The organism is Vibrio sp. D173a (assembly GCF_030248475.1).
In genome coordinates this window covers 1-658 of sequence record NZ_JAHGAH010001308.1, presented here as the reverse complement: position 1 = coordinate 658, position 658 = coordinate 1, and the positions used below count along the sequence as shown (strand labels likewise).

The following is a 658-nucleotide window of genomic DNA, read 5'->3' as shown; positions in this document are numbered from 1 at the left end:
CATAACACCTGAATAGTGCGCTCAGGCTCTTTGTCACGACCAATAGGTGGGTCGATATTGCCTTTCTTCGCGACTTCATTCAGGTTGGTTGCAAAATTTTCCAGTCTATCTTCTGAACTCGCTTCTTCCGCATTTTCAGCGCCAAATGAGTCTGAAGAAGATGAGTTATCACCCTCATTGCTTGCTTTGGTGATACCGTGAGAAATGAAGTTAACAATATCTAAGCGGCTGATGTCATTCTTCTTGAGCAAGTAAGCTGCGTGAGATTCTTGTTCACTGAAGATAGCAACCAATACGTTAGCACCCGTTACTTCGCTGCGACCAGATGATTGCACGTGGAAAACGGCACGTTGAAGAACACGTTGGAAGCTTAGCGTCGGCTGAGTTTCACGTGTTTCGTCGCTTTCAGGAATGAGAGGTGTGGTTTGATCGATGAAAATATCGAGCTCGTTGCGTAAGGCTTCAAGATCAGCTTGGCATGCCAAAAGCGCTTCCTTGGCCGCATCATTTTCTAATAATGCAAGTAGGAGGTGCTCTACAGTCATCAACTCATGTCGCTTTTCTCGCGCTCGAGCAAAGGCGCCGTTCAAGCTTGGTTCTAATTCTTTATTCAGCATAAGTACCTCCTAAGGGAACAACATTGTTGTCCGAACAAGTC

General features: G+C 45.7%; 1 protein-coding gene. It reads right to left on the bottom strand.

What is annotated here, in order from left to right:
* Positions 1–617: Clp protease N-terminal domain-containing protein (locus KIV40_RS33025; protein ID WP_285353600.1), on the bottom strand; the 617-nt coding region annotated here is incomplete at its 3' end.
* Between the last annotated feature and the right edge of the window lie 41 nt (positions 618–658).